General features: G+C 74.2%; 19 protein-coding genes. 9 read left to right on the top strand and 10 right to left on the bottom strand.

Annotated elements, in window-relative coordinates; translation table 11 throughout:
* Nucleotides 1-28 precede the first annotated feature (28 nt).
* The 3 genes from WME85_RS48075 to WME85_RS48085 form a co-directional block, all read right to left on the bottom strand.
* Nucleotides 29-3,757, bottom strand: coding sequence for a hypothetical protein (locus tag WME85_RS48075; protein WP_437831630.1), 3,729 nt, complete (start codon nucleotides 3,755-3,757; stop codon nucleotides 29-31).
* A gap of 13 nt (nucleotides 3,758-3,770) precedes the next feature.
* Nucleotides 3,771-4,565, bottom strand: a complete 795-nt coding sequence (locus WME85_RS48080) for a hypothetical protein (RefSeq protein WP_437831632.1) — start codon at nucleotides 4,563-4,565, stop codon at nucleotides 3,771-3,773.
* A 252-nt stretch (nucleotides 4,566-4,817) separates the two neighbouring features.
* The gene (locus WME85_RS48085) at nucleotides 4,818-6,947 is read right to left on the bottom strand and encodes a prolyl oligopeptidase family serine peptidase (RefSeq protein WP_437831635.1); all 2,130 of its coding nucleotides are present in this window, start codon (nucleotides 6,945-6,947) and stop codon (nucleotides 4,818-4,820) included.
* Nucleotides 6,948-7,410: 463 nt separating this feature from the next.
* Between WME85_RS48085 and WME85_RS48090 the strand changes: the two genes are divergently transcribed.
* The gene (locus WME85_RS48090) at nucleotides 7,411-8,118 is read left to right on the top strand and encodes a hypothetical protein (RefSeq protein ID WP_437831638.1); all 708 of its coding nucleotides are present in this window, start codon (nucleotides 7,411-7,413) and stop codon (nucleotides 8,116-8,118) included.
* 67 nt (nucleotides 8,119-8,185) lie between these two features.
* Here the strand turns inward: WME85_RS48090 and WME85_RS48095 are convergent, their stop codons facing one another.
* The 4 genes from WME85_RS48095 to WME85_RS48110 all read right to left on the bottom strand — a co-directional run bounded on the left by WME85_RS48095 (nucleotide 8,186) and on the right by WME85_RS48110 (nucleotide 11,591).
* On the bottom strand, nucleotides 8,186-8,641 hold the full coding sequence (locus WME85_RS48095) for a hypothetical protein (RefSeq protein ID WP_437831640.1): 456 nt from the start codon (nucleotides 8,639-8,641) through the stop codon (nucleotides 8,186-8,188).
* Nucleotides 8,638-9,021 (bottom strand): phage holin family protein, encoded by a 384-nt coding sequence (locus WME85_RS48100; protein ID WP_437831642.1) that lies wholly within the window; start codon nucleotides 9,019-9,021, stop codon nucleotides 8,638-8,640. The genes WME85_RS48095 and WME85_RS48100 overlap by 4 nt, the downstream gene beginning before the upstream one ends.
* Before the next feature lie 264 nt (nucleotides 9,022-9,285).
* Nucleotides 9,286-10,170, bottom strand: coding sequence for a peptide chain release factor N(5)-glutamine methyltransferase (gene prmC / locus WME85_RS48105; RefSeq protein ID WP_437831644.1), 885 nt, complete (start codon nucleotides 10,168-10,170; stop codon nucleotides 9,286-9,288).
* Nucleotides 10,167-11,591: a phosphomannomutase/phosphoglucomutase gene (locus WME85_RS48110; protein ID WP_437831646.1), complete on the bottom strand. Its 1,425-nt coding sequence runs from the start codon at nucleotides 11,589-11,591 to the stop codon at nucleotides 10,167-10,169. The genes prmC and WME85_RS48110 overlap by 4 nt, the downstream gene beginning before the upstream one ends.
* Before the next feature lie 211 nt (nucleotides 11,592-11,802).
* Here WME85_RS48110 and WME85_RS48115 point away from each other — a divergent pair, with 211 nt between their 5' ends.
* From WME85_RS48115 to WME85_RS48145, 7 genes are all read left to right on the top strand, one after another.
* Nucleotides 11,803-12,918, top strand: coding sequence for a hypothetical protein (locus WME85_RS48115; protein ID WP_437831649.1), 1,116 nt, complete (start codon nucleotides 11,803-11,805; stop codon nucleotides 12,916-12,918).
* A 37-nt stretch (nucleotides 12,919-12,955) separates the two neighbouring features.
* On the top strand, nucleotides 12,956-13,501 hold the full coding sequence (rsmD, locus tag WME85_RS48120; RefSeq protein ID WP_437831651.1) for a 16S rRNA (guanine(966)-N(2))-methyltransferase RsmD: 546 nt from the start codon (nucleotides 12,956-12,958) through the stop codon (nucleotides 13,499-13,501).
* A 216-nt stretch (nucleotides 13,502-13,717) separates the two neighbouring features.
* The gene (locus tag WME85_RS48125; protein WP_437831653.1) at nucleotides 13,718-14,323 is read left to right on the top strand and encodes an AgmX/PglI C-terminal domain-containing protein; all 606 of its coding nucleotides are present in this window, start codon (nucleotides 13,718-13,720) and stop codon (nucleotides 14,321-14,323) included.
* 10 nt (nucleotides 14,324-14,333) lie between these two features.
* Nucleotides 14,334-14,774: a hypothetical protein gene (locus WME85_RS48130; protein ID WP_437831656.1), complete on the top strand. Its 441-nt coding sequence runs from the start codon at nucleotides 14,334-14,336 to the stop codon at nucleotides 14,772-14,774.
* Nucleotides 14,775-14,795: 21 nt separating this feature from the next.
* On the top strand, nucleotides 14,796-15,752 hold the full coding sequence (truA, locus tag WME85_RS48135; protein ID WP_437831658.1) for a tRNA pseudouridine(38-40) synthase TruA: 957 nt from the start codon (nucleotides 14,796-14,798) through the stop codon (nucleotides 15,750-15,752).
* Nucleotides 15,753-15,915: 163 nt separating this feature from the next.
* Nucleotides 15,916-17,379 carry a trypsin-like peptidase domain-containing protein gene (locus WME85_RS48140; RefSeq protein ID WP_437831661.1) on the top strand — a complete coding sequence of 488 codons (1,464 nt, stop codon included), beginning with the start codon at nucleotides 15,916-15,918 and terminating at the stop codon, nucleotides 17,377-17,379.
* Between the two features lie 79 nt (nucleotides 17,380-17,458).
* Nucleotides 17,459-18,661, top strand: a complete 1,203-nt coding sequence (locus WME85_RS48145; protein ID WP_437831664.1) for an exo-beta-N-acetylmuramidase NamZ family protein — start codon at nucleotides 17,459-17,461, stop codon at nucleotides 18,659-18,661.
* Between the two features lie 16 nt (nucleotides 18,662-18,677).
* Here the strand turns inward: WME85_RS48145 and WME85_RS48150 are convergent, their stop codons facing one another.
* From WME85_RS48150 to WME85_RS48160, 3 genes are all read right to left on the bottom strand, one after another.
* Nucleotides 18,678-19,073 carry an SPW repeat domain-containing protein gene (locus WME85_RS48150; protein WP_437831666.1) on the bottom strand — a complete coding sequence of 132 codons (396 nt, stop codon included), beginning with the start codon at nucleotides 19,071-19,073 and terminating at the stop codon, nucleotides 18,678-18,680.
* Nucleotides 19,074-19,310: 237 nt separating this feature from the next.
* On the bottom strand, nucleotides 19,311-20,519 hold the full coding sequence (locus tag WME85_RS48155; RefSeq protein WP_437831669.1) for a type II toxin-antitoxin system HipA family toxin: 1,209 nt from the start codon (nucleotides 20,517-20,519) through the stop codon (nucleotides 19,311-19,313).
* A 3-nt stretch (nucleotides 20,520-20,522) separates the two neighbouring features.
* Complete coding sequence (locus tag WME85_RS48160) at nucleotides 20,523-22,421, bottom strand: DUF262 domain-containing protein (RefSeq protein ID WP_437831672.1); 1,899 nt, start codon at nucleotides 22,419-22,421, stop codon at nucleotides 20,523-20,525.
* On the opposite strand from WME85_RS48160, the gene WME85_RS48165 reads away from it, so the two are divergent.
* Nucleotides 22,420-23,871, top strand: a complete 1,452-nt coding sequence (locus WME85_RS48165; protein WP_437831675.1) for an FAD-binding oxidoreductase — start codon at nucleotides 22,420-22,422, stop codon at nucleotides 23,869-23,871. The two genes, WME85_RS48160 and WME85_RS48165, sit on opposite strands and share 2 nt — an antisense overlap.
* Nucleotides 23,872-23,878: the final 7 nt, after the last annotated feature.

Below are 23,878 nucleotides of genomic sequence, written 5' to 3' on the forward strand. Positions count from 1 at the left end.
GCCTGAGGCGGCGGCGACGCGCGGCGCATCAGCTCGTCCTGCTCCTCAGCGCCCGCAGCTCGGCGAAGAGCTCGCGCTGGAACTGCAACGAATGGTCGAAGACCTCGCGGGTCTGGTCGAGGTAGGCGCCGAGGAGGTCCGCCGCCTCGCCGTGCTCGCGGCGCTCGATCGCGTCCTCGATGGCGCCCAGGCTGTTCAGCCAGCGATCGCTGGCGTCACGGTAACGGTCGACCGCGACGGTGAACATCTCGGCCACGGCCGTCATCTCGGCGCCGCCGGCCCGCACCAGATCCGAGGCCTCGCGCACCACCGCCGCGGTCGCCGCGAGGCTCTCGCCCAGGCCGCGCGCGTGAGCGCTGAGCCGCTCGGCCAGCCCGTCCGCCGCCTCCCGCCGCGCCCCGTCCAGCCGCTCCTCGAACGCCACCAGCCGCGCCGCCTGCTCCGACAACAGCCCCCGCGCCGCCTCCCCCAGCGCCACGACGCGCGCCTCCGCACGCGCCTCTCGCTCCGCCGCGCTCCGCTCCGTCGACTCCGCCAGCGCAGCCACACGCTCGGCCTGCTCCCGCGCGCTGCCGGCCATCCCCGCCGTCGCCTCCGACAGCTTCTCCAGCAGCGCGTCCAGCCGCGCGTCCCGCGCAGCGTCCGCCTCCGCCCGCGCCGTCAGCCGCTCCGACGCCTCCGCGATCAGCCGCGCCGCTGCCTCCGGCGCCGCCTGCGCCGCCCGCGCCGCCTCCGTCAGCGGCGCCGCCAGCGCCTCCCCCAGCGCCGTCAGGTGCGCCGCCCGCGCCGCGTCCAGCTCCGCCTGCCGCGCCGCCCGTACGTTCTCCAGCTCCGCCTGCCGCTCCGCCGCCTCGACAAGCCGCGCCGCCTGCGCCCGCTCCAGCCGCTCGATCGCCTCGCTCACCACCACAGACAGCCGCTCCGCCTGGCCCTCCAGCCGCGACGACGACTCGGTCTCCAGCTCGCGCCGCCGCGCCGCTGCCTCCCGATCCAGCCGCTCGAAGCGCTTCGCCGCCCCCTCCTCCAGCCGCTCCAGCCGCGACGCCACGCCGCCCTCCAGCCGCTCGAGGCTCTCGCCCAGGCCGCGCGCGTGAGCGCTGAGCCGCTCGGCCAGCCCGTCCGCCGCCTCCCGCCGCGCCCCGTCCAGCCGCTCCTCGAACGCCACCAGCCGCGCCGCCTGCTCCGACAACAGCCCCCGCGCCGCCTCCCCCAGCGCCACGACGCGCGCCTCCGCACGCGCCTCTCGCTCCGCCGCGCTCCGCTCCGTCGACTCCGCCAGCGCAGCCACACGCTCGGCCTGCTCCCGCGCGCTGCCGGCCATCCCCGCCGTCGCCTCCGACAGCTTCTCCAGCAGCGCGTCCAGCCGCGCGTCCCGCGCAGCGTCCGCCTCCGCCCGCGCCGTCAGCCGCTCCGACGCCTCCGCGATCAGCCGCGCCGCCGCCTCCGGCGCCGCCTGCGCCGCCCGCGCCGCCTCCGTCAGCGGCGCCGCCAGCGCCTCCCCCAGCGCCGTCAGGTGCGCCGCCCGCGCCGCGTCCAGCTCCGCCTGCCGCTCCGCCGCCTCGACAAGCCGCGCCGCCTGCGCCCGCTCCAGCTCCGCCTGCCGCTCCGCCGCCTCGGCCAGCCGCGCCGCCTGCGCCCGCTCCAGCTCCGCCTGCCGCGCCTCTCTCGCCGCGTCCAGCTCCGCCTGCCGCGCCGCCGCCTCGACAAGCCGCGCCGCCTGCGCCCGCTCCAGCCGCTCGATCGCCTCGCTCACCACCGCAGACATCCGCTCCGCCTGGCCCTCCAGCCGCGACGACGACTCGGTCTCCAGCTCGCGCCGCCGCGCCGCTGCCTCCCGATCCAGCCGCTCGAAGCGCTTCGCCGCCCCCTCCTCCAGCCGCTCCAGCCGCGACGCCACGCCGCCCTCCAGCCGCTCGAGGCTCTCGCCCAGGCCGCGCGCGTGAGCGCTGAGCCGCTCGGCCAGCCCGTCCGCCGCCTCCCGCCGCGCCCCGTCCAGCCGCTCCTCGAACGCCACCAGCCGCGCCGCCTGCTCCGACAACAGCCCCCGCGCCGCCTCCCCCAGCGCCACGACGCGCGCCTCCGCACGCGCCTCTCGCTCCGCCGCGCTCCGCTCCGTCGACTCCGCCAGCGCAGCCACACGCTCGGCCTGCTCTCGCGCGCTGCCGGCCATCCCCGCCGTCGCCTCCGACAGCTTCTCCAGCAGCGCGTCCAGCCGCGCGTCCCGCGCAGCGTCCGCCTCCGCCCGCGCCGTCAGCCGCTCCGACGCCTCCGCGATCAGCCGCGCCGCTGCCTCCGGCGCCGCCTGCGCCGCCCGCGCCGCCTCCGTCAGCGGCGCCGCCAGCGCCTCCCCCAGCGCCGTCAGGTGCGCCGCCCGCGCCGCGTCCAGCTCCGCCTGCCGCTCCGCCCGTACCTTCTCCAGCTCCGCCTGCCGCTCCGCCGCCTCGACAAGCCGCGCCGCCTGCGCCCGCTCCAGCTCCGCCTGCCGCTCCGCCGCCTCGACAAGCCGCGCCGCTTGCGCCGCATCCAGCTCCGCCTGCCGCGCCGACCGCGCCCGCTCCAGCTCCGCCTGCCGCTCCGCCGCCTCGACAAGCCGCGCCGCCTGCGCCGCATCCAGCTCCGCCTGCCGCGCCGCTCGCGCCCGCTCCAGCTCCGCCTGCCGCGCCGCCGCCTCGACAAGCCGCGCCGCCTGCGCTCGCTCCAGCCGCTCGATCGCCTCGCTCACCGCCGCCGACAGCCGCTCCGCCTGGCCCTCCAGCCGCGACGCCGACGCGACGTCCGCCTCCCGCCGCGCGCGCGCCTCCTCGTCGAGGCGCCGCTCGACCGCCTGCAGCGCGCCGCCCGCGGCCGCGCCGGCGCGCTCCACCGCCTCGGCGAGGAGCGGCCGCACCACGCCGGCCGCGACGTCAGCCGTCTGCCGGAGGCCCGCCGCGATGTCGCCGCGGACGCCGGCGGCGGCCTCCGCGAACGAGGCGGCGGTCTGGCGCGCGCCCTCGACCTGGACGGCGAGCAGCCGCTCCTCGAGGCGCTCGAGCCGGGTGGTGGCCTCGCGCAGCGACGACGCCGCGGCCGGGAGCGCGTCGCCCTGGCGCGCGAGCGACTCCAGCGCGGCGAGCTGCCGCCCGGCGACCGTGAGCGCCGCGAGCGGACCCGCCGCGTAGGCCTGGAGCGCGGCCGCGGCCCCGGCCTCGGCGCGGCGCACGAGCACGACGCCGAGCCCGAGCATCCCCGACGCCGACACGCCCGCCGCCGAGGTGCCGAACGCGCGCGACAACCCCTGCATCGGCGCGGCCAGGCTCTCCCGCAGCGCGTCGACGTCGGCGCTCAGGGTCAGCGCCTCGCGCGCCCCCCGCAGCGTCTCGAACAGGCCGAGGAAGGTGCCGAGCAGCCCGATCATCACGAGCAGGCCGACGAGGTACGACGCGAACGTCGCGCTGGCCGGGGGCAGCGAAACGCCGGCGATGCGCGCCTCGAGCAACGACCGGAGCGGCGCGCTGCTCTGCTCGATCCCCGCGCGCGTCGCCGGCCGCGGCAGCGCGGCGAGCTCGCGCCCGAGCCGCGCCGCTCGCCCCGCGCGCACGAACAGCTCGAGCGTGCCGAGCGCGAGCCCGAGCGCGATCAGCTGCACGAGGCGGTACGCGAGCGGGTCCGACCCGCGGTAGACGACCGCCGCCCGCCCCACCAGCGCGAGGCCGATCCCCCCGGTGAGGAGCACCAGGAGCCGCGTCGTCCACTGCCGCGCCGTCGCGAGCCACATCATCGAGGCCCCCGGGCTACGCCGGCGCGCCCGCGGCGGCGGCCCCGTCGACCAGCGCGAGCAGCCGGCCCGCCTCGTGCGCGAGCGCCGCCTGGACCACGAGCTCCATGCGCTGGAGCTCCCGCCCGAGCCACTGCTCCGGCGCGAACCAGCCCGCGACGTGCTCGAGCCCGGCCCCCTCCGGCAGCGCGCCGACGGCCGACCGGAGGCCGCGCGCGAAGGCGCGCGCGAGGCCGGGAAGGAGCTCGGCGAGGGCGCGCTCGCGCCGCTTCTGGGTGGCCGCGGAGATCGCCGCGTCGAGCCGCTCGAGCCGCGCCGCGTCCGGGCCGAGCGCCCGCAGCGACGGCGCGAGCTCCTCCCGCAGCGCGCGCGTCTCCGTCCGGATGCGGTTGAGGACGCGGGACGCGAGCTCGCCGAAAGGCTCCCAGAGCTGGCCGGCCGCGGACGCGAGCGCGCGGGCGGGGCGCGCGGGCAGCACCCCGGCCTGCTCCAGCGTGGAGAGCACCGCCGCGGCGTCGGGCAGCTTGTTTCGCCGGTGGAAAGGGGCGGCGAACACGTGGTCGAGCGCCTCCGCGAGCTCGCCGAGGCGCTCGGCGACGAGCGCCCGGACCTCGGCGCGCGCGGCGTCGACCGCGGCCGCGGCCGGCGCGGCAGGGCGGTCGAGCAGCGAGAGCTCGCGCGCGAGCGAGACGCTCCCGTGCAGGTCCATGAGCCCGGCCAGGACCGCCGCCGGGTCGGACAGCTCCGCGAGCGGCGTGCGCGGCCCCTCCGCGAGCGCCGAGACGGCGGTCGCGAGGGGGCGCGAGGTCAAAGGCCCGGGCCGCGAGGACCCGGCTCCGGGGTGAAGCATTCGCACAGCGGCGCGTTGTTACCCGTCGCGGCGCGGAGCCGCAAGCCTGTCCGTCGCGCCGCCCGCGCCTGCGCCTCGCGGCTCACGCCGGCTCCACCGCGGGCGTGCACGTTTTCACCTCGCGCACCGCGCGGCTCGTCCACCGCGCGGCTCGTCCACCGCGCGGCTCGTCCACCGCGCGGGTCGCGCCTCAGCGGCTCGCGCATCCCTGGATCATTGGATCGCGGGCGCCTGCGCGCTCGTGGCCCACATCGCGAAGGAGATCTGGTCGGCGCCCTTCTCGACGGCCGCCTTGATGAGGTCCGCGCCCCCGTGCCCGGCGTTGCGCTCGATGCGGAGCAGGACTGGCCCGCCCGCGCTCGCGGCCTGGAGGGCGGCGGCGAACTTGCGCGCGTGCATCGGATCCACCCGATCGTCGCTGTCGGCCGACAGGAGGAGCACGGCCGGATACCTCGTCCCCGGCCTGACGTGGTGATAGGGGGAGTACGCGTGAAGCGCCTTGAACTGCGCTGGATCGTCGGCGGACCCATACTCGCTGATCCACGTCTTGCCAGAACCGAACAGGTGGTATCGCACCATGTCGAGCAGGGGGACGCCGCAGACGGCGGCCCTGAACAGCTCCGGCCGCTGGGTGAGCGCGGCGCCGACGAGCAGGCCGCCGTTCGAGCCGCCCTGGATGACGAGCCGCTCGGGCCGCGTGTACCCCTCGCGCACCAGGTGCTCCGCGGCGCCGATGAAGTCGTCGAAGACGTTCTGCTTCTTGAGCAGCATCCCGTCCCGGTGCCACGCCTCGCCGTACTCGCCGCCGCCGCGCAGGTTCGCCACCGCGTACACGCCGCCCCGCTCCAGCCAGGGATACATCGAGGCCGTGAACGAGGGGGTCTGCGAGATCTGGAACCCTCCGTAGCCGTAGAGCAGCGCGCGGGAGCTCCCGTCCTTCTTCATGTCCTTGCGGCGGACGATGAACATCGAGATCTTCGTCCCATCCTTGGACGGGAAGAACGTCTGCTCGACGGTGAACGCCGACGGATCGACGGGCACCTCGGTGCGCGTGTAGAGCGCGGTCTCTCCGGTCCTGATCGAGGTCGCGTAGATCTCCTGCGGCGAGGTGAACGACTCGAACGAGAAATACGCCTCGTCCTCGTCGGGCAGCCCGGACGGGCCGCCCACGGTGCCGATGCCGGGCAGCGGGACCTCGCGGACCAGTTTGCCGTCGAGCGCGCGCACCTCGACCCGGCTCGAGGCGTCCTTGAGATAGCTCAGCGCGAGGTGCCCGCCGACGACGGAGACGCTGTCGAGCGTGGCGTCCGGGCGCTCCGCGACGATCTCCTTCCACGCGGCGCGCTCGGGCCTGTCCGGGTCGACCTCGAAGAGGCGGTAATGCGGCGCGCCCTCGTCGGTGTGGACATAGAACCGGTCCTTGTAGACCTCGACGTTGTAATGAGCGTCGCGCCCGACGGCGAGCGGCCTGTCCGCCGCCTGCGCGCCCGGCCTGCGGAGATCGCGAAAGTAGACGTCCGTCGACGTCCACCCGTGGGCCACGGTGAGCACGAGGAAGCGGCCGTCCTTCGAGACGCTCGCGTTGAGGAACGTCCTGGGATCGCCCGTCCTGCCGCGCACGACGCGATCCTGCCGCGGATCCTGGCCGAGCCGGTGGAAGCGCACCTCCGCGTAACCGGGCCGATCGGCGACCGGGATCGACGGGTCGGTGGGGAGCCAGACGTAGTAAAAGCCGTCGCCCGAGGGCGTCCACGACGCGTACGCGTACTTGCCCCCTTCGATGACGTCCACGTCGGAGCGCTTGCCGGAGGCGACATCCATCACATGGAGTGTCGCCTCGTCGGAGTTGTTCTTCTGGACCTTGTAAGCGACGTTCTTGCCGTCCCAGGACACCTCCCAGCCGCCCAGCGAGACGCTGCCGTCGTCAGACCAGCTGTTCGGGTCGAGCAGGACGCGCTCCTCGCCGCCCTTCCCCTCCTTCCAGTAGACGATCGACTTCTCCTTCGTCGCGTGCCTGCGGCTCACGAAGTACCGGCCCCGCCGGTGGCGCGGCGCGGAGACCGCATCGATGTAGAAGAGCTGCTTGAGCCTTGACGCGATCGCCTCGCGCTCGGGGAGCCGGGAGAGCTCGGCGCGCGTGAACGCGTCCTGAGCCCGCATCCACTCCTTCACCTCCGGCGCGTCGCCGTCCTCGAGCCAGCGATACGGGTCGGTGATCTCGACCCCATACAGGGCGTACTTCACCGGAACGGCGCGGGTGGGCGGGTACGCGGGGCGGCTGGGGTCAGCGGGGGTGGACGCGGCGCTTGTCGCGCCAGGGAGCAACGAGGAGCTTGCGGTCATGGTAGGGCCCGTTCGGTGTGCCTCGGCACCTCCACAGGCGCCAGCGAGAACCGCCGCGAGGAGCAGGCTGGGAGAGGCCTTCATGGGACGACGAGCATACCGTGCCCGGACGACAGGGGCAGGCGAGTTCGCGGCCCGCTCGACCGCCGCGCTCCTTGAACGCGGCGACGCGGCGACGCGGCGGCGCGGCGAGGCTCCGGTGAGAACATGCGCTGCCGCCGCCGGCCAGGGGCGTGAGAGCGTGTGGCGGCCCGCGGATCTCCCATGGATCCGCGTCAACCGATCTTCCTGTCCTGTCCCGACATGCTGTCCGTCGCAGGCCTCGATGGACCGGCTATATCGAGGGGGCGCTCGGGCGCTCGCGCGCCGCCGCCGCCGCGAGGGGCCCGGCGGTGTGTCGCCCGGGAAAGGCCATCGGATTGCGGTGCCGGCGGCCCCCGGCATCGTATAGGAAAGGGAGCCCATGGCGACGTGTCTCCACCTCCGGCGCGCGGCCGCGCTGCCGGCGCTCCTCGGCCTCGGCCTGCTCCATTCGACCGCGGCGGCGCAGCAGACGGAGGCCGACGCCGCGGACCCGCAGCCTGCTGCGGAGGCGCCCGCGATCGATCCGCTGTTCTCGCCCAGACGACTGACGCGGCGCGGAGGGTTCACCGCGGGGATCGCCGGAGGCCTGGCGCTCGGGAGCGCCGCCGGCTTCCCGAACGATGTCCAGAAGATAGGATTCCAGCGTCACTACACGGAGACCGGCGTCGGGATCGGCGGCGGCGGTTACGTCTGGCTCGGCGGCGTGCTCGCGGACTGGCTCACGTTCGGCCTCGCCAGCGGCGGGCACAGCCTGGTCGCCGCGGATCACGCCGCGCTGGCCGGCGGGGTCATGCTGCACACCGAGGTCTTCCCCCTCTTCTCGCTCGCAGAGCGCTGGAAAGAGGTCGGCGTCATCCTCGACGCCGGCGTCGGCGTTGCCTACACGACCGCGGACGCCGACAGCGACACCGACGTCATCGACGGCGCCCTCCCCGCCCGCATCGGAGGCGGCGTGTTCTACGAGGGGATCCGGCTCTGGAAGGTGTCGATGGGGCCGTGGCTCTACGCCGATTACACCTGGAGCACGTCGGTGCGCCAGCCAGGCTTCTACCTGGGCTGGCGCACCGCCCTCTACACCGGCCCCTGAGCCGCGCCGGCGCTCGCGCGCGCCGATCACCGCCGCCAGCGCCTCCGCACCCGGTGGGCGGCGCCGCTCAGGCGCGGAGCTCCGGCGGCCGCCGCGACGGCTCCCCGCGGCCCGCCGTCGTCAGCGTGAGCCGGATGCCGCGCCGGATGAGCTGCATCGCCGCGAAGGTCACCGCGCCGACCAGGATCTTGCGGCCGATCTCGCGGGGCACGCTCGGCTTGCCGCGCGGCGCCACCCAGTCGGGGTGCCGCCAGAACCGGACGAGCGCCCGGACGCGCTCGGCGCGCAGCCGCTCGGCGCGCACGCGCGCCTCCTGGATCAGCGCGATCACCACCGCGCCCCCCATGATCGCGATCATGAGCCCCCCCGTGACCACCCCGGCGCCGTGCCGACGCACCTGGGTCCGCACGTCGAGGAGCGCGTGGCGCCGCTGATCGATCGCCTCGATCGTGTGCAGCAGCCGATCGCGCAGCTCGTCCGCCTTGCGCTCGAACTCCTCGCGCTGGCCGTTCAGCCCCCTCATACGACGCGCTCCCGGACCAGACGGACATCCGACCCGAGGCGACCCCGGGTCCGCTCGAGCGGCCTCTTCGGCGCGCGCCCGTAGCCAACGAGGCCCACGACGACCGCCAGGACCACGAGCCCGAGCCCGATCAGCAGCGCCGGCAGCGGCCCCGGCGAGATCGCCAGCGCGATCGCGACCAGCACCAGCGCGACCCCGAGCAGCGCCGCGGCGGCGGCCGCGCCGAGCGCGACGCCCGACGTCTTCGCCCGCGAGATCTCCTGGTTGATCTCGTCGCGCGCCAGCGCGACCTCGACCTCTATCAGCTGCCGGGCCTCGACGATCGCCTCCTTCACGAGATCCGTCGTCGAGCTCTCGGGCCTGGGATCCACCTGCCTCATGGGACACCTCTCCGCCTCGGGGTGAACGCGCTCGGAGAGCGGAGCAGGCGACCGCCGGCGCCCCCGGAGCGCCGCGGAGCCCCCCGCCGCCGACCGCGCCACGCGGTGCACACGGCGCGCCAGCCCCATCCTCGCGAAGGCGCGCGCGCGCTGCGCGGCCGCCGGCCGGCCTCCGCGCGGCGCGGCGGCGCGGCGGCGCGGATCGACCTCGCCCCCGCTGCGTGGTGGACGCGCGGGCCCACGCGCGCACCGCGCAGCGGGCGCTCAGGGCAGGACGCCGGAGACGACCCGCTCGTGCCCGCCGTAGTCGAGGTTCCTCGCGACCTCGACGAACCCCGCCGCGGCGAGCAGCTCGGCGACAGCGCCCGCCTTGCCGGCCTCGACCTCCAGGGCGAGCGCGCCGCCGCGGGCGAGCCACGCCGGCGCGCCAGCGACGATCCGGCGCGTGAACGAGAGCCCGTCGGCGCCGCCCGCCAGCGCGAGGTGCGGCTCGTAGCCGCGGATGTCGACCTGCAGCGCGGCCACGTCGTCGTCCGGGATGTACGGCGGGTTCGCGGTGATGAGGTCGAAGCGGAGGCCGGGCGGCACGCCGGCGAAGAGATCCGCGCGCAGGAACCCCGCGTTGACGGCGCCGAGGCGGAGCGCGTTCTCGCGGGCGACGGTGAGCGCGCCGTCCGAGATGTCGACGCCGAGCACGCGCCCGGTGGGCCGCTCGCACGCGAGGCTGACCGCGACGCAGCCGGACCCGGTGCACAGATCGAGCACGCGCGTGGAGAGCGCGAGGTGCCTCGTCCGGGCGAGGCCGACCTCGACGAGGATCTCGGTGTCGGGGCGCGGGATGAGCACGCGCGGATCGACGCGGAACGGGCGGCCGTAGAACTCCCGCACACCGAGCAGGTAGGCGACCGGCTCGCCGGCGCGGCGGCGCTGGTGCAGCGCCCGGTAGGCGGCGAGCTCGACCCGGTCGAGCGGCCGCTCGCCGTCGATCAGCAGCCCGACGCGGTCGAGGCCCAGCACCTTGCCGAGCAGGAGCTCGGCGTCGAGGCGCGCCGAGGACGCGCCGCGCTTCTTCAGGTCGCCCGAGGCCCAGGCGATCACGCGGCGGATCGTCCAGGCTTCGTTCTGCGGCTCGACGTCGGGCTTGGTCACGGGACAGCGGCAGCGAGGGAGTCGCGGACAGCCGCGGAGACGACGGCCTCGACCTCGGCGCGGACCGCGTCGCGGTCCGCGACGGACCGGGCCTCGAACCGCAGCACGAGGAGCGGGCCGGTGTTCGACGCGCGGCAGAGCCCCCACGCCCCGCCGCCGAAGTCGATGCGCGCGCCGTCGATGTCCACCACCGGGCGGACGCGGCGGAAGTGCTCGGTCACGCGGCGGACGACCTCGAACTTCACGCTGTCGGGGCAGTCGACCCGGATCTCGGGGGTGGCGAACGTCTCGGGGACGTCCGCGAGCAGCTCGCCGATGGGCCGCCGCGCCGCGGCCACGATCTCGAGCAGGCGGACCGACGCGTAGACGGCATCGTCGAACCCGAACCACCGGTCGGCGAAGAACATGTGCCCGCTCATCTCGCCGGCGAGCAAGGCGCCCTCTTCTTTCATCCTGGTCTTGATCAGCGAGTGCCCCGTCTTCCAGAGGATGGGGCGCCCGCCGCGCGCGGCAATGTCCGCGTAGAGGGTCTCGGAGCACTTCACCTCGCCGAGCACCGCCGAGCCGGGGCGCTCGGCGAGGAGCGACCGCGCGAAGAGGATCAGCAGCTTGTCCCCCCAGAGCACCTCGCCGCGCTCGTCGACGACGCCGATCCGGTCGCCGTCGCCGTCCCAGGCGATGCCGAGCGAGGCGCCGGTCGCGAGCACCCGGGCGCGGAGCGCCTCGAGGTTCTCGGGCACGGTCGGGTCCGGGTGGTGGTTCGGGAAGAGGCCGTCGATGTCGCAGAAGAGCGCGTCCGGCGCGAAGCCGAGCGCCTGGAGCGTGCGGAGGCCGAGCGGGCCGGCCGCGCCGTTGCCGGCGTCGATCACGAAGCAGACGTCGGTGCCCGGCAGGCGCGACGCCGCGCGCACCGCCGCGATGTAGTCGGCCGCGAGGTCGACCTCGGTGAGCGCGCCCACTGCCGTCGTCGCCGCCGCGCCGCTGCCGGCGCCCTCCTCGATGAGGTCGGCGAGCGCCTGGATGTCCTTGCCGAAGAAGGAAGCCTTGCCGCGCATGAGCTTGAACCCGTTGTCCGGCCCCGGGTTGTGGCTCGCCGTGATCATGATCGCGCCGTCAGCGTGGAGGTGGTGCGCCGCGAAGTAGAGCAGCGGCGTCGGGCCGACGCCGGCCGAGATCACGTCGGCGCCGCCGGCGCGCAGGCCGTCGGTCAGCGCCCGGAACAGCCTGTCGCTCGAGAGGCGCCCGTCGCGGCAGACCGCGACCCGCGGCCGGGCCCCACCGGGCGTCGGGCCGGCGCCGAGCTCGCGGGCGAGGAGCAGGGCGAACGCGGCGCCGAGCTCGCGGGCGAGCTCGCTCGTGAGGTCGCGCTCGGCGACGCCGCGGATGTCGTACTCGCGGAAGATGTGTCGGGGGACCTTCATGGACCGGTGCGGAGCGCGCCGGGCGCCCGCGCTGCAGCGCGGGCGGGCGCTGAGCACGCTCTGACACAGCGCACTCGGTGGGTGAAACGAAAAACGCCGCGCGCCGAGCGCAGGCTCACGGATTGCGTTCCCGGCCGTCGGCCGGGTAACTTTGGCGCGTGGAGCCCAGCACTGCATGATGACGCGCGCACAGAGAACCGGTCTCTCAACCATGCTGGCCCTCTCCGCCTCCTTCGCCTGCGCGGGCGCCGCGCGGGCAGCGGAGCCGTCGCCCGCCGCCTTGCCGATCACCGTCATCGCCGTGCGCACCGACGACGCCTACGACCAGGCGGACGGCCTGACCAAGGCGCTCCGGTCCGCCATCACCAAGAGCCAGGGGTGGTCGGTCGGCGAGGGGGATTTCTCGCTGGAGGTCCTGACGCTCTCCCTGCAGTGCGAGGACGTGCCCGACGCGGCCTGTCAGTCCCGCATCGCCGACCACATCAAGAGCGACCGCTACCTCTGGGGCGTGCTCAAGAAGAACGACGTCAACGTCGAGGGCGCGCTGCACCTCTGGACCCGCGGCAAGCCGGAAGCGAGCGTGCCGTTGAAGTACAGCGCGAACCTCACCGAGGCGAACGACGAGCCGCTCCGGAAGATCGCGGCGGACGCGCTCGCGACGCTGACCGGGGGGCCGCCGATGGGGGCGCTCCGCGTGCGCACGGGCGCCGCGCAGGCGAGCGTGCTCATCGACGGAAAGCCGGTCGGCAACGTGCAGCGGGGCGAGGGCGTCTTCACGGTCACCGCCGGGCCGCACAAGGTGCTCGTCAAGTCGACCGGCTTCCTCGACTCCGAGGCGTCGGTCTTGGTCCTGCCCATCGCGACGACGGACATCGCGCTCAGCCAGATGCCCTCCGAGTCGCCGTCGTCCAACTGGAAGCGGGTGGGCGGGTTCATCGGCCTCGGCGCGGGGGCGGCGTTCGGGACCGTGGCCGTCATGAGCTCGATCCAGGTCGCGAGCATCCAGAGCGACGCGAAGTACGAGGCCTATCGAGGGCTGTTCGACACGGGGGTCAAGGACGTCTGCGCGCCCGAGCAGCGCGAGTCGGTCATGGGCAAGGTCGGCAGCGACGGCAGGACGGCCGACGCCGGCATCGAGCTCTGCGAGCGGGCGGACACGTTCATGACGCTCCAGTACGTCTTCTACCCGCTGGCGGTGATCTCGGCGGGCCTCGGCGCCTACCTGCTCGTGACGAGCGACAGCCGGACCGGGGAGCGCACCGGCTGGACGGTGCAGCCCAGCGTCGGCCTCGGCGCGGGCAGCCTCGACGTGACGTACCGCTGGTGAGCCGCGCCGCGCTGCCCGCGGCGACGCGGGGACGACCATGCGGGTGATCGCCGGCCGGCTCGGCGGGCGGCGGCTCGCGGCGCCGCGCGGCGAGGGCACGCGGCCGACCGCGGACCGGGTGCGCGAGGCGCTCTTCTCCTCGCTCGGCGACGTCACCGGCGCGCTCGTCTGCGACCTCTACGCCGGCACCGGCGCGCTCGGCATCGAGGCGCTCTCGCGCGGCGCGCGCCGCGCTGTCTTTGTCGAGAGCGGCCGGCCCGCGCTCGCCACGCTCCGCGAGAACCTCGCCGCGCTCGGCCTCGACGAGGCGGCCCGCGTCGTCCCCCTCCCGGTCGAGCGCGCGCTCGAGCTGCTCCGCGACGAGGGTCCGTTCGACCTCGCCCTGCTCGATCCACCCTACGCCGCCCTGGCCAAGGCCGCCGCCGCGGCCGCGCGCCTCGCCGGGCCCCTCGGCTTGCTCGCCCCGGCCGGGCGCCTCGTCCTCGAGCACGCGCGGCGCGATCCGTCTCCGGAGATCGCCGGGCTCACCTGCGCTGCGGTCCGCACCTACGGCGACACCGCCGTGTCGTTCTATACGCGCTGAGCAGCCACCCGCCTGCGCGCGCCGAGCAGCCCACCCGCGCGGGCCCGCCGTGTTCATCCCGGGCGCATCCAGTTTCCTGGCGCGCTTCCCTGTCCGCCCTTGTAGACTCGCCCCCCGCCGGACGCGCCCGCGTTCCGGCTCCGGCGCACGAAGGCCCCGTCGAGGCGGCCGGGCCCCGCGCGCCTCTCCGGGAGGACTTCTCACGTGTCCGCATCGATGCCCCCGTCATCTCAGCAGATCCCGGGAAAATCCGGCAATTCTGGTCTCTACATCGCAGGCATGGTCGTCCTCGCCGCGCTCATGGCCGGCCTGCTCTACTGGAAGCTGCGCCCTGAGCCGGAGGCGTCCCCCGCGGCGCCCACGGTCGCGGCGCCCGCCGAGACCAAGCCGGTCGAGCCGCCGCCGCTCTTCGCGCCGCCGCCGCCGCCGCCCGTCGACGAGGTCGAGGACGCGGGCGCGGACGCCGGCAAGGTGGCGTCGGGCCAGGGCCCGGGCACGACGGGCAAGTCACCCTGCTCCGCCAAGTGCGGCGACGGCGCGAGCTCGCCGGCGCTCGACTCCGCCGTCCTCGGGCTCGCTCGCTCGGCGCAGGGTTGTTATAACCGCGCGCTGCGCACCTCGGAGGTCTCCGGCAAGCTGACGGTGAGCGTGCAGGTCGCCTCGACGGGCGCGGTGTGCGGCGCCTCGATCCTCAACGACACGGTGGGATCGGGCGAGATTGCGTCTTGCGTCCTGGGACGTTTCCGCGGCAAATCACTGCCTCCGCCGCAGAGCGGATGCGTCGTGGTGAACGTTCCGATCAACTTCACCATCAAGCAATAGGAAGCAGCCGATGCGAACGCTCCCCCTCCGGATGGCCAGCCTGCTCCTCCTCGCGCTCTCGCCGCTCGCGCTGCAGAGCGCCGCGTGCCGCGCGGAGGAGGGGACGACACCGCTCTGCAACGACAACCTCGATTCCGAGCACGGAATCGCGAACGATCCGGACGGGTGCTACCAGCTCCCGTACTGCGTGGTGAACGGCGCGCGGTCGGCCCCCGAGGAGTGCTGCAAGAACGCGGAGGGCCTCGTCAACCCGGAGTGCGCCCGGGGGTATGCGTCCCTCACCTCCTCGGCGAGCACGACGTCGGGCACCGGCGGCGCGGGCGGCGCCACGGGCACCGGCGGCGCGGGCGGCGCGGGCGGCGCCACGGGCACCGGCGGCGCGGGTGGCGCCACGGGCACCGGCGGCGCGGGCGCCGGTGGCTCGGCCGGCGACGGGGGGAGCGGCGGCTAGGCCGCTCGCGCCCATCGTGCCGTGCCGAGGTTAGCCGCGTCCAGCCGCGGGATCCTGCTCTCGGTCGCCTATGATGGGCGCCCGTTCGCCGGCTTCGCCCGCCAGCGCGATCAGCGCACGGTCTCGGGGGAGCTGCTCGGCGCGCTGCGCGCCATCGACCCGGCCATCCGCGAGATCCGCGGCGCGAGCCGCACCGACGCGGGCGTCCACGCGCGCGACCAGCGCGTCGCCTTCGACACGGCGGCGACGCTGCCGCCGCGCGGCTGGGTCCTCGCGACGGCGCGCCACCTCCCGGACGAGATCGTGATCCGGCGCGCCGCCGTCGTGCGCGTCGGGTTCTCGCCGCGCTTCGAGAGCCTCCGCAAGCGCTACCGCTACCTGATCTTGCGCGATCTGGTCCGCGATCCGTTCCTCTGCCGGCGCGCCTGGCGCGTGGAGGGGCTCACGGACGAAGCGATCGAGCGGGCGCGCGCCGAGGCGGCCACGGCGCGGGGCACCCACGACTTCGCCGCGTTCCGGACGAGCGCGGACGAGCGGACCACCACCGTGCGCACGCTGTACGGCGTCGAGCTGTCGCTCGATCCCGCGGACCCGCGCCTCGTGCGGATCGACGTCGACGGGAACGCGTTCCTGCACAACATGGTGCGCATCCTGGTCGGCACGCTGATGGACGTGGCGCGCGGCCACCTCGAACCCGGCGCGATCGCCCGCGCGCTGGCGTCGCGAGACCGGCGCGACGCCGGGATCACGGCGCCGCCGGACGGGCTCTACCTCGAGCAGATCCACCTGCGCGACGACGGCCAGGATGCCTGGCCCACCGGGCCGTCGGCCGGGCTTCTGGCGGACGACGCGGCGCCGGCGGAGCCCGGCTCGGAGGCGGGCGCGGACCTTCTGCCCGGCTCCGGCCCCGAGGACGGCGCGGACCTTCTGCCCGGCTCCGGCCCCGAGGACGGCGCGGACCTTCTGCCCAAGCCTTGATCGGCGCGGTTTCCGCGCGCCGGGAGGTTGCGTTCACGAGCGCTCCCCGTCTTACCTCTCGCTGCCGGGCGCGCCGCGCCGCGGACGCCGCGCCGCGGACGCCACGCCGCGGACGCCGCGCCGCGGACCGCGAACCGGACCTCTCCCACGCGCTGGAGGAAGCATGAACCCACGCCGGCTCGCTGCATCCCTCGCCCTGCTCGTCCCTGCCCTCTCGCTGCCGTCGCTCGCGGGCGCCCAGCCGTCCGCCCCGCCGTCGCCCTCGCCGAAGGCGGCTCCCGCGCCGCTGCCGAGGGCGGCGCCGGCGCCCTCGCCCGCGCCGCCGTCGCGCGCCGCCGCGTCCAGCGCCGCCGCGGCCGCCGGCGCGGCCGACCTGCGCCGCCTCGGCGAGGCGTTCGCCGACGTCGCCGACAAGGTCGGCCCCGCCGTCGTCCAGATCGAGGTCACGGTCGGCGAGGACGTCTCCTCGCCGCTGCGCTGGTTCCGCGACGGCGGCCAGCGCCGCGGGCTCGGCTCGGGCGTCATCTTCTCGCCGGACGGCGGCATCCTCACGAACAACCACGTCATCGACGGGGCCCGCGCGATCACCGTCCGGCTCCGCGACGGCCGCATGTTCGCCGGCCGCGTCGCGGGCCGCGACCCGGCGACCGACCTCGCCGTCCTCCGCGTCGACGCGAAGGGCCTGCCCGTCGCCACGTTCGCCGACAGCGACGCCGCGCGCGTCGGCGCCTGGGTCGTCGCGATCGGCTCGCCTTTCGGCCTGGGCCACACGGTCACCACCGGCGTGCTCAGCGCCAAGGGGCGGGGCGGCGTCGGCGTGAACGACGTGGAGGACTACCTCCAGACCGACGCGAGCATCAACCCCGGCAACTCCGGCGGCCCGCTCGTCGACCTCGACGGCCGCGTCCTCGGCATCAACACCATGGTGGTGAGCCGAGGGCAGGGCATCGGCCTGGCCGTGCCCGCGAACATGGCCCGGCGCGTCGCGGAGCAGCTGCTCAGGAGCGGCCGCGTCGAGCGCGCGTGGATGGGCGTCGGGCTGCAGGACCTCACGCCCCAGCTCGCGGCGGCGATGCGGAGCCCGCCCCCCGCGGGCGCCCTCGTCAACGCCGTCACCCCGGGCGGCCCCGCGGCCCGCTCGAACCTCCAGCCGGGCGACGTGATCACGTCGGTCGCCGCCAGGCCCGTGCGCGACGCGCAGGACGTGATCCGCGAGCTCTTCAACCACAACGTCGGCGAGGGGCTGGCGCTCGAGGTCGTGCGCGACGGCCAGCGGTACCAGACCCGGGTGGTGCTCGCCCCGCGGAACGAGCCCGCCCCGCCGGCGCTCCCGGTGCAGCGCGCGCCCGCCCGGCACCCGGGCCTCGGCCTCACGCTGCGCGACGCGCCGGCCCCGCGCGGGGCGGGCGGCGAGGGCGGCGAGGGCGGCTCGATCGCGCGGATCGCCGCCGTGGCGAGCGACTCGCCCGCCGAGCGCGCGGGCCTCCGCCCGGGCGACGTCATCCTGGAGGCCGATCGGAGGCGCGCGCCCACCGCCGCCGAGGTCGAGGAGGCCGCGCGCGACGGCGAGCTCCTCGTTCGCGTGCAGCGCCGGGGCGCGGCGTTCTACGCGGCGCTCAAGCGCTGACCCGCGCCCGGGCGCGCCCGCCAGAAAATCCGACGCGGACAAATGGACTGTCCGCGCGCACCTTGATAGTCACGATACCGTGCACATCGGACTCGACCGTCTCCCGGATCTCCCGCTGCTCAAGCGCGTCCGGTCGGCTCGCCTGGGCGTCCTTGCGCACCCGGCGAGCGTCGACCGCGAGCTCACCCACGTCGCCGCGGTCCTCGACGGCCTCGGCGTGCGCCCGCGCCTCTTCTTCGGCCCGGAGCACGGCTACGGCGGCGAGGCGCAGGACATGGCCTCGGTGAAGAGCGACGTCGACGCGCGCTCCGGCGCGCGCATCGTCAGCCTGTACGGCGATCGCTTCGAGGACCTCTCGCCGACCGCGGAGGATCTCGCGGAGATCGACCTGCTCCTCATCGATCTCGCCGACGTCGGCGCGCGCTACTACACGTTCGTCTGGACGGCGCTGCTCGCGCTGCGCGCGGCCCACGCGGCGGGCGTGCACGTCGTGCTGCTCGACCGGCCGAACCCCATCGGCGGCGCGACGGAGAGCGTCGAGGGCGCGACGCAGGCGCCGGGGTTCCTCTCGTTCGTGGGCCTCGAGCCGGTGCCGATCCGCCACTCGCTCACGGTGGGCGAGCTGGTCGCGCTCTTCGCGCGGCGCGAGGGCATCCCGCTCGGCGACGTCGAGTGCGGGCTGCATGTCGTGGCGGTCGACGGCCACCGCCGGGAGGGGCTCGCGGCCGAGTGGGATCGGCCGTTCGTCTTCCCGTCGCCCAACATGCCGACGGCCGAGACAGCGCTCGTCTACCCGGGCGGCTGCCTGCTGGAGGGGACGAACCTGTCGGAGGGCCGCGGCACCACGCGCCCGTTCGAGATCGTCGGCGCCCCCTGGCTCGACGGCCACGAGCTCGCCGCGCGCCTCGCGTCCACGGGGCTGCTCGGCTTCATCGCGCGGCCGCTCACCTTCCGGCCCACCTTCCAGAAGCACGCCGGCAAGGTCTGCGGCGGCGTCCAGATCCACGTCACCGATCCGCACACCTTCCGCCCGGTGGCGACGTACCTCGCGCTCACCGCGTTCGCCAGCCGGCAGCAGCCGGAGCACTTCCGCTTCCGCACCGAGCGTTACGAGTACGTCGACACGATCCCGGCGTTCGATCTGCTCACCGGATCTGCGGCCGCGCGCCTCGCCATCGAGGCCGGCGAGGATCCGCTGTCGATCGCCCTGGAGGTGTCGCGCCCGGACGCGGCCTGGTCCGAGGTGATGCGCGAGGCGCAGGCGGCGGTCGCCGCCTGCTGAGCGCCGCCCGCGCCGGTCAGCGGTCGTAGCGGTCGTAGCGGCCGTACGATTCCGGCCGGGAGATCAGGCCGGCCGTGTACCTCGTCACGAGGACGACGAGCAGGAGCGCGATCCCGGCGGCCACGAAGAAGGTGCGCGGCCGGTCCTCGGCGGAGAACCCGAGCAGCCACGGCGAGGCGAGGAGGCCGACGCCGAGGGAGAACTCCAGGGCTCCGTGCACCGCGAACGGGATCTTCCGCGCGGCGCCGAGCGGGTGATCGGACAGCAGCGTCACGACGAGGTGCGCCAGGGCGGTGGCGTAGCAGACCGCCGCCGGCGCCGGCCCGAAGCGGAGCGCGAGCGGCGCGATCAAGAGCAGGATGATGGCCGCGTAATCGACGTACCCATGGTGGCGTGGAGACAGGAGCTTCATCGGTCCCTCCCTGGAGGAGCTCGCCCCACGGGGGTGCATCGCATGTGCCGGGGAGGGAGGCTCATCCCGCGCGCAGGCCGCCTCGGAATGTCGCGCCAGCAAGGAAACAGCGCGGTCGCCCCGCGTCCCGGACGGGCGCGAGGGTGCTTGTTGTGCTCACACGGGGGAGCGCTCGCGCAACGGTCTACGCGGACAGGTGGCTGACGCGGGCATTGCCGTCCTTCACCCCGGCTCCGGTCAGATCGCGCTCATCTTCAGGTGCTTCTCCAGCGCCTCGCGCGCGCCGGGAGCGATGGGCAGCGACCCGCACAGCCTGGCCCAGGCCTCCCTTGCGCGTGATGCCGTCTCGGAGACGAGAGCGCCCGTGCGTTCCGGCGACGCGTTGATCCGCGCGGCCAGCGTCTCGAAGTGAGCTCGGGAGATGCTGAAGAAGTCCTTCTCGCCGGAGAGACGCAAGGCCAGGCGCTGATCCAGACCCGGCCCGTATGCCACCGTGGAGACGAGATCGTAGGCGGGCGAGAGCCGCGCACGGCGGCCGTCCGGATATACGAGCGACCAGTTCTTCAGGTGGGCATCGGCGTTTCCGCTCAGCACGACGAACACGAGGCGGCGTACCAGCTCCTCGTAGTCCGCCTCGCCGCACACGGAGCGAACGATGTTCGCGATCGTCGCGTAGTTGTGGCTCCGGTACTTGTCCCGCGGCCGCATGTTGAGGACCTGGGCGAAGTCTTCCTGGTGGATGCGCGATCCATGTTCGTCCCGATCGAAGCGCCGGATCGCGAGCGCCAGGGCCTCGTCGAAGCGCAGCTCGTCTGGCAACCCCTCTATATCCGCGACCTGCACGAGCTTGAACTCCGGCACACAGAGACCGAGCTCCCGCGCCCATGCCAGCATGGAGTACTCGTTTTCCGGAACGTGCGGATAGCGTGTATCCGGCAGCTTGACGATCCAGCGTCCGCCCTGGCCCGTGACGGGTAGGGTGAAGCGGCTTCCCTGCTGGAGCACCGAGAACTTGAGCTGCATCCCGGCCAGGGAGAACCGCAGCGCCTCCTCTCCTCCGGCCGGCGAAGAGGGGGCAGGCTCGTCGAGCTCGGCGCCCGGCGCCGCCGGATCGTCGGCTCGGACCGCGATGGCGCCGGGGAGGTCGCCGCCGAGCGCGGCCAGGAGGGGCAGCTCTTGATGCTCCTTCACGCCCGCCTTGCGCGCCAGCAGCGTACGGAGCGCGCTCTCGTCTTCCGGGAGGTAGTTCTGGAAGAACGAAGGCAGTCTGCCGCTCTGTCCAGTGTATTCCAGGGGAGGAACCAGGTGATCTTCGAACCACCGACCGAGCACGGGACGCTCGGGGAGCACCAGGTAGGCCTCATCGAAGCGGAAGACGATCCTCCCGTCCTGGTGCCGTTCCAGCACGCCAACCGGCACCTCGCGGAGCAGGACGCGCAACCTCATGGCTCAATCCTCGCTCACGATCATGGAAGCCAGGGAGGGGCTGTCGTCAGCGCTCCACTCGCCCTGCCGCTGGAAGTAGCGCTCGACCGTCTGATGCAGAGACGCCTCGCGCAACGCGAGGAAGCGCGCGGCGTTGCTGTCGCGCAGGGCTGCCCGCGCCTCGCTCGAGATCGCGTGCGAAGCGAGCACCCGCGCGTCGCTCGTCGTGGTGATGGCCTCGATCAGGTTCCGCATCGGGAGCCGCGGGTGCAGGATGCGGTTCGCCAGCCCGGAGGCGCGCTCATCCTCGGCGAGCTTGCCGCGCAGCACGGTGGGCACCTTCTCTTCACCTTGAGCGGACAGGAACGCCGGCAGGTCGAGCGTTTCCCCGGTCACCAGGTTCCGAGGCCCCAGCGACGCCAGCGCGCAGCACTGCAGCTTGCTGCGCGCCGTGGCGAAGTGAAAGCTGTGGAGGTGCTGGATGTCCTCTGCCGGACTGGTCCCTGCAAGCTCCAGCAGCCGCTGGACCGAGCCCTCCTCATCATCCTTCCGGATACAGGCGAGGTGCTGCCGCATCCCCACGGTGGCTCCGGTCAGGCGCGCGCCGAGCGCTCCCCGCCACAACCAGCGACGCAGGAGCAGCCGGCTGCGCTCACGAGGCGCCGGGAACTCGTGAAAGAACTTCGATAGCACCACGATGGGCAAGGTGTAGGGCAGCAGCTCGACGTGAGCGAAGCCGGCATCCCGGCGGAGAAAGACGATCGTCTCCCGCAAGGCGGCCTCTGTGGACCGGAGTGCCTCGGGCACCTCATCCCGACGCAGCGCGTCCGTGAAGTCACGATCGAGCGGAAGCCCTTTCACCGCCAGCAGCGCCTTGAGCAGGTCGCCTTCTGGCAGCGGACCGAACCCCATTTCGGAGGCCCTCTGCGCAACCTGGCGCAGGTCTGATGGCTGATGCTCGGTGAGCGATCCGAGGAGCGCGTCGAAGACCTCGGGCTCCTCGAGCGGACGGCCTGACAGGTTCGTGCGGTAAAAGATGGTCCTGAGCACTTGAGCGTCGCTTGTCTCGACGATGTAACAGGGCATCTGATATTCGCGGATCCGTTTGCCGACGTCGAGCGCGAGAGCGCGCTGCGCCGGGCCGAGCTTCGGATGAGCGAACAGCCACTCGAGGAGCTGTGTGGAGTCGAGCACGACGTCGAGCGGAAGCTTGGGGAGGAGGTCCACCTCGGCTCCTTCACGCGCCTTCGTCTCGGCTTCTTCAGGGATCTTCGTGTAGATGAACTTCACGCCCCCGAGATCGAAATGGATGGCGCGCTCGCCGGATGCCGGGCGCCCGAGCAGGGTCTCGGCGAGCGTGGTGATGCGCTGCTGGCCGTCGACGACCCAGAGCGCATCGGAACGAGCGGGAGCATCGAGGTTCAGCTTGCCCAGCGCGAGCCGCGCTGCAGGCGCATGGCGCTTCCAGAAGAGCAGCGTCCCGATGGGATAGCCGCGGTAGATGCTGTCGAAGAAGTCGAGGCGATCCGAGTCCTCCCATCTCAATCCGCGCTGAAAAGAAGGAATCCGGATCTTCCCCTCTCGCACCCTGGGGAGAAGCTCGTCGATCTGAAAAGCCTTGGCCTCAGGACGGCGTTCCAGCTGCGGCGGTGGCTCGGCGTCGCGGGGCATGGCCATGTCGCACCGAGTATATTCCACGCAGGCCCGCGTGTCAGTCGCCGGGCGGACGCACACAGGTCCGCCGCGGTCACCTGCGCTCGATCGGGAGCCCCGACGCGCTCGTGTGGCCGGCTTGACGCGGCCCTCGTGGGGCGCAGGTTCAGCGCGTGATCGCCCGGGGAGCGCTCGGCTCGACGAGCGGACGCGTGACCGCCGCGCCGCGCAACCTGGCCGGCGGCTGCGCGCGGGCGGAGCTCCCATCATGAGCGCAGCGCCGCAGCTCACCGGTCGTGTCGTCCTCCCGGATGACCCTGGGTACGGCGACGCCCGCGAGGCGTACAACGCGCGCGTCTCGCGCTCTCCTCGCGCCGTCGTCTTCTGCCAGGACGCCGGAGATGTCGCGAACGCCGTCCGGTGGGCGACCGCGCGTGGCGTGGAATTGCGGGCTCGGAGCGGCCGGCACTGCTACGAGGGATTCTCCGTCATCGATGCAGGGCTCGTCATCGACGTGAGCGATCTGCGCAGCGTCCGGATCGACCGCGAGCGGGGCGTCGCGGTGGTCGGCGCCGGCGCCGACCTGCTCACCGTCTACGACGCGCTCGGGCAGGTGGGCGTGACCCTCCCGGCCGGCTCGTGCCCCACCGTCGGTATCGCGGGGCTCACGCTCGGCGGCGGGTTCGGCCTCCTCTCCCGCGCCTTCGGCCTGACATGCGACAGCCTCCTCGCCGTCGAGATGGTCACCGCGGACGGCGAGGTGATCCGGGCCGACGACAAGGAGAACCAGGATCTCCTCTGGGCCTGTCAGGGCGGCGGCGGCGGTAACTTCGGTGTCCTCACCTCGTTCACGTTCAAGACACACCATGTCCCCGAGGTCTCGATCTTCAGGATCTCCTGGCCGTGGGCCGAGCTCCCGGGCGTGCTCGAGGCGTGGCAGGCGTTCGCTCCCTTCGCCGACGAGCGATTGACGTCCGTGCTCACGCTGAAGGCCGAGTCGGCCGGCGGTGTCTCGTGCGTGGGCCAGCTGCTCGGGACAGGGGAAGAGCTCCGCCGCCTGATCCAGCCGCTCCTCTCCGTCCAGGCCGCCGCGCCCTCCAGCGTTTCGCCCTCCAGCGTGTTGATCGAGACCCTGCCTCACCTCCGCGCGGTCGGCCAGTTCGGCGGGCTGGGCGGCGATCCCGAGCGGTGGACCGTGCACCAGCACCAGGAGCAGGTGCCCTTCAAGAACACGTCGGCTTATGCCTACGAGCGCTTCGACGAAGGCGCCATCGCGACCCTCGCCGCCGAGCTGTCGCGGGCGCCGAGCTCGAGGTGCCTTGTCCAGCTGGACGCCTACGGCGGCGCCGTCGCCAGGGTCGCGCCCGACGCCACCGCGTTCCCGCACCGGCGCGCGCTGTGGAGCCTGCAGTACCAGGCCTACTGGAATGCCCCCGCGCAGGAGGCGGAGAGCGTCGCGTGGGTCGAGCGCGTGCGCCGCTCGATGCTGCCTTACACCCGAGGCGCCTACATCAACTACATCGACGCCAACGTCGAGGACTGGCTCACCGCCTATTACGGCCCGAACGTCGCGCGGCTGGCAGCCGTCAAGGCGAAGTACGATCCGCGCGAGGTGTTCCGGTTCCCGCGGTCGATCCCCCGCGCTCCTCCGGGCGCGGCGGAGGCGCCGGCAGGTGGCGACCGAGGTGAGGGGGCGCCGGACGAGCGCGCCCCGCCGTGATCGCTTC

The organism is Sorangium sp. So ce1153, from assembly GCF_051521595.1.
Taxonomy (GTDB): Bacteria; Myxococcota_A; Polyangia; order Polyangiales; family Polyangiaceae; genus Sorangium.